The organism is uncultured Oribacterium sp., assembly GCF_902481605.1.
Classification (GTDB): domain Bacteria; phylum Bacillota; class Clostridia; order Lachnospirales; family Lachnospiraceae; genus Oribacterium; species Oribacterium sinus.
Genome location: NZ_CABSXI010000104.1, coordinates 1 through 4,736, shown reverse-complemented (window position 1 = coordinate 4,736; position 4,736 = coordinate 1). Strand labels below are relative to the sequence as shown.

The window sequence follows — 4,736 nt, the reverse complement described above, 5'->3', positions numbered from 1 at the left end:
GCAGTGGTTAACAAAACCACTGCTCAGTCAGGCGAAGCTAGCGAGAGCGTGCCCCCAATTTAGACCTATATTGCTTAGAAAACTATTTTGATTTTTTACAGCCCCTTAACTATTACTTATTTGCCAATTCCTTTGCCAGCTCTTCGTATCCCGGCTTTCCTAAGAGGGCGAACATATTTCTCTTGTAGCTCTCTACTCCCGGCTGGTTAAAGGGGTTTACCCCGTTCAGATAAGCGGAAACACCGCAGGCAAACTCAAAGAAGTAGAATACTTCTCCCAGAGTTCCGGCACTCTGCTCATCAATCTTTACGATAAAGTTCGGTACATCTCCATCGCTGTGGGCCAGAATGGTTCCCTTCATGGCAGCCTTATTCACAAAATCCACGGTCTTTCCTGCAAGATAGTTCATGCCGTCTGTGTCAATGGCTTCCTTCTCCAGCACAATCTCTTCCTTGGACTTCTCGATTTCCAAAACAGTTTCAAAGTGCAGGGGACTTCCCTCCTGAATAAACTGTCCTAAGGAGTGTAAGTCTGTCGTAAAGTCTACAGAAGAGGGGAACAAGCCTCTATGATCCTTACCCTCAGATTCTCCCATCAGCTGCTTCCACCACTCGGAAAGGTAGTGGCAGGATGGCTCATAGTTTACCAAAATCTCAATCTTCTTATTCTTCCGAAGCATGATGTTTCTGGCAGCCGCATACTGTAAAGCAGGATTTTCCCTGTAGTCAGCGGAAAGCAGTCTTTCCCGCATAGCATTGGCACCATCCATAAGCTCCTGGATGTTCACCCCTGTTACGGCAATAGGAAGTAGGCCTACTGCTGTAAGCACAGAGAAACGACCTCCGATATCATCCGGTACCACGAACTCCTCATAATGCATTTCATCGGCAAGGTTCTTTAAAGCCCCCTTTGCACGGTCTGTAGTGGCGTAGATACGCTTTGCAGCCTCATCCTTTCCATACTTCTCTTCCAGCAGTCCCTTAAATACTCTAAAAGCAATGGCAGGCTCTGTAGTGGTTCCGGACTTGGAAATGATATTGATAGAGAAATCCTTTCCCTTCAATACATCCTGTAAATGCAGAATATACTTGGAAGAAATATTATTTCCCACATAATAAATTTCCGGAGTCTTTCTGTCCTCTTTCTTTAATTCATTGTAAAAGCTATGGTTTAAAAACTCATTGGCTGCACGAGCCCCTAAGTAGGAACCTCCGATACCAATTACCAAGAGAACATCGGAATCCTCCTGAATCTTCTTTGCCGCCTTCTGAATCCGCTGAAACTCTCCCTTATCATAATCCGCCGGCAGGGAAATCCAACCTAAGAAATCATTTCCCGCACCTTTTCCGGACAAAAGAGTATCTCTTGCCGCAAGGGTCTGGCTCTTAAAGTTCTCCATCTCCTCTTCACTGACGAATTTTCTTGCCTTGGATAAATCAAATTGTAGCATATAGCCTCCTTCTCCTTTTCCCTCTATTCCTTCAGAGGGTAGTTCTTCCGAGATGATTTACGAATATATCGTAAAACCGTCTCTTCTTAGCCCCTACAGTGTATCCTAAAAAAAATACACCGTTAACTCTAATTTTATTTCTTATTTTGTAAGAAAAACTTACTTTAAGAATTCTAAGACAAAGTCTACACTTTGTGCAATAGCTTTTCTCTCAAATTCTGTATAAGTCATAGGTGCTTTAGTGTTGGCTTCATCGGAAATAAAGCGCAAAATCAAGAAAGGAACCCCATTTTTTCTTGCAATCTGGGCAATAGCCGCCCCTTCCATCTCACAACAGGATGCTTGGAACTCCTTCCGTAAAAATTCCTTTTTCTCCTGAGAGGAAACAAAGCAGTCTCCGGTAGCTACTCTACCCAGAAAAGTATGGAAGCCCTGCATGGTCTTCCCCACTGCTAATGCCTTCTCAATCATTTTTTCCTCTGCCGGAAAAGCCAAATCCTCTTCTCTGGGAATCTGTCCCCGGGGATATCCGAATTCCGTAGCGTCCATATCATACTGCACTGCATCCTTGGAAACCAAAAGATCCAAAACATGGATTTCCTCCGCAATGGCTCCTGCCACTCCGGTATTTAGGATTTGACTTGGAGAAAAAGTATCGATTAAAGCCTGGGTACAAGCTGCTGCATTAACCTTTCCGATTCCGGCTTTACATAGTACTACTTCCTTTCCGGAAAGCTTTCCCTTTACAAAGAAGTATGGACCCTTTTGGATTTCTTCCCTGTCCTCACAAAGCTCCTTAAGCTTTGCCACTTCCTCTTCCATGGCTCCGATAATCCCTATCATCTTCCCCCTCCTTTTTACAGCTTATGATATACCCTTTTATGGCTTTTAATATAATTTGAATGATTTGAAAAATTGAACTGCATCGATTTTTCCCAAAAGAAAGAATTACAAAAAAGAATCAATGAGCTGTAAAACATTTTCTCTTCCGTTCTTTTCCTTACTGTTTCTCATGGATTCTTGGAATTTCGCCTTATTATCCTTCAGTTCCTTTAATAAAGCATAAAGCTTGGAAAAATCCGCCTCTGACTCTTCCTGAGAAAGCAGCAGAGAATATCCCTGCTTTTGGAAGGACTCTGCATTTAAAATCTGGTCTCCTCTGGAAGCTCCCTTAGGTAAGGGAATTAAAAGGTTGGGCTTTTCCAAAGCCAGTAGCTCACAAATCACATTGGCTCCTGCTCTGGATATAACACAGTCTGCCGCCTGATAATAATCCGCAAGCTCCTCATGGACATATTCATATTGCTGATAGCCGGTCCTGTTCTTTAGGCTTTCATCGGCATTTCCCTTGCCGCAAACATGAAGAATATCCCAATCTTCCAAGAGCTGATCCAGATTCTTTCGAATCACTTGATTTACCGCCTGTGAGCCCATGCTTCCGCCGATAATCAGTAAAACCTCTTTTTCACCGGAAAATCCGGCTCTTTCCAGCCCCTTTTCTCGACTCCCCTGTAGAAGCTCCTCTCGAATGGGAGCACCGGTAAAGACCGCCTTTTTCTTCGGTAAATAGTTTAGAGTTTCCGGAAAATTACAACAGATTTTTTTGGCAAAGGGAATGGTCAGCTTATTGGCAAGTCCCGGTGTCATATCCGACTCATGGCAAATCACAGGAATCCTAAGGCTTGCCGCAGCATAGACCACCGGCACCGCCACAAAACCGCCCTTGGAAAAAACCAGATTGATTTTTTCCTTTTTTAAAAACTTTCTGGCCTGAAAAAATCCTGCAATCACCTTAAAGGGGTCTGTAAAGTTCTGTAAAGAAAAGTATCTCCGAAACTTTCCTGTGGCAATCCCGTAGTAGGGAAGTCCTGCCTTTTCTGCCAATTCTTTTTCTATTCCCTTTTCCGAACCCATATAAAAGAGCTGATGCTTTCTTTCCAGTAAACCGGGAATCAGGGCTAGATTTGCGGTAACATGTCCCGCGGTTCCTCCCCCTGTCAATACAATCTTAGCCATGGATCTCCTTTATAATACTTTCCTTTACCTGTTCCAGTTCTCCCTCCTTATAAGAAAGAGGAGTCCATAATACCATGCTGTCCTTTTCATCAAATCGGGGAATGATGTGCACATGAAAATGCTCCACCGTCTGGCCGGCCGCTTCTCCATTGTTTTGTACCACATTAAAGCCCTTGGCACCGGTAGCCTTTACCATAGCCTGTCCGATTTTTTTTGCTAATGGGAAAACCTTGGCCAGAACTGCATCATCCATCTCCAAAAGATTCTTTCCGTGTTGCTTCGGCAGAATCAGACAGTGTCCCTTTGCCGCCGGAGAAATGTCCAAAATCACACGAAAATCCCCATCTTCATACACCGTTCCGGAAGGAATCTCTCCATTGGCAATCTTACAAAAAATACAATCTGCACTCATTTTCTGTCCTCTCTTTCTCTGCTCATCTCCTGCTGAAATAATAGTTTTCTCTATATGAAATAATAGTTTTCTCTATTATATCGGTTCGGAAAAGGATTTTCCACCGTAGTTTCAGCTAACGCAAAAGTGCTCGAAAAAATTTTTCTCTTAAATAGTACTGCCCTCTTCATCGGCTCAAATATCACTTTTGCCAAACATCGCATTAGTCAAATATCGCTTTAGCCTAATACCACATTAGCCAAATTTCTCTAATTCAAGTATCTCTTTAGATATTTTCCGGTATAGGATAGCGGATTTTCCGCTACCTCTTCCGGGGTGCCGGTACAAAGCACCGTTCCTCCGCCGCTTCCCCCTTCCGGCCCCATATCAATCAGGTAGTCGGCACACTTGATTACATCCAGATTATGCTCTATCACAAGAACCGTATTGCCGCCATCTGCCAGTCTTTGCAGCATTTCCACCAGCTTCCGCACATCCTCAAAATGCAAACCCGTGGTTGGCTCATCCAAAATATAGAGGGTTCTTCCGGTTCCTCTTCGGCTTAGCTCTGTAGCCAGCTTGATTCTCTGGGCCTCTCCTCCGGAAAGCTCCGTACTGGGCTGTCCCAGGCGAATGTAGGATAGTCCCACATCCATAAGCGTCTGCATTTTCCGTTGAATACTGGGGATATGGGCAAAGAACTCGTAGGCTTCCTCCACCGTCATATTCAAGACATCATAGATATTCTTTCCCTTGTAGCGAACCTCCAAGGTTTCCCGGTTATAGCGTTTTCCGTTACAAACCTCACAGGGCACATAGACATCCGGCAGGAAATGCATCTCAATTTTTACAATACCATCTCCGGAGCAGGCCTCACAA

The 4,736-nt window shown here is 44.1% G+C and carries 5 protein-coding genes; all 5 read right to left on the bottom strand.

What is annotated here, in order from left to right; translation table 11 throughout:
- Positions 1-112 precede the first annotated feature (112 nt).
- Positions 113-1,450: a glucose-6-phosphate isomerase gene (locus RDQ32_RS10745; protein ID WP_308580474.1), complete on the bottom strand. Its 1,338-nt coding sequence runs from the start codon at positions 1,448-1,450 to the stop codon at positions 113-115.
- A gap of 159 nt (positions 1,451-1,609) precedes the next feature.
- Positions 1,610-2,293, bottom strand: a complete 684-nt coding sequence (locus RDQ32_RS10740; protein ID WP_007156452.1) for a 5'-methylthioadenosine/adenosylhomocysteine nucleosidase — start codon at positions 2,291-2,293, stop codon at positions 1,610-1,612.
- Between the two features lie 105 nt (positions 2,294-2,398).
- On the bottom strand, positions 2,399-3,466 hold the full coding sequence (locus RDQ32_RS10735; protein WP_308580473.1) for an undecaprenyldiphospho-muramoylpentapeptide beta-N-acetylglucosaminyltransferase: 1,068 nt from the start codon (positions 3,464-3,466) through the stop codon (positions 2,399-2,401).
- On the bottom strand, positions 3,459-3,917 hold the full coding sequence (locus RDQ32_RS10730) for an HIT family protein (RefSeq protein WP_308580475.1): 459 nt from the start codon (positions 3,915-3,917) through the stop codon (positions 3,459-3,461). The genes RDQ32_RS10735 and RDQ32_RS10730 overlap by 8 nt, the downstream gene beginning before the upstream one ends.
- A gap of 209 nt (positions 3,918-4,126) precedes the next feature.
- Positions 4,127-4,736 (bottom strand): AAA family ATPase (locus RDQ32_RS10725; RefSeq protein WP_308580472.1); only part of this gene is annotated, 610 nt, incomplete at its 5' end.

Excerpts from the sequence above, each read along its gene's own strand:
- RDQ32_RS10740 (WP_007156452.1), bottom strand. The coding sequence starts at position 2,293 with ATGATAGGGATTATCGGAGCCATGGAAGAGGAAGTGGCAAAGCTTAAG.
- RDQ32_RS10735 (WP_308580473.1), bottom strand. The coding sequence starts at position 3,466 with ATGGCTAAGATTGTATTGACAGGGGGAGGAACCGCGGGACATGTTACC.
- RDQ32_RS10745 (WP_308580474.1), bottom strand. The coding sequence starts at position 1,450 with ATGCTACAATTTGATTTATCCAAGGCAAGAAAATTCGTCAGTGAAGAG.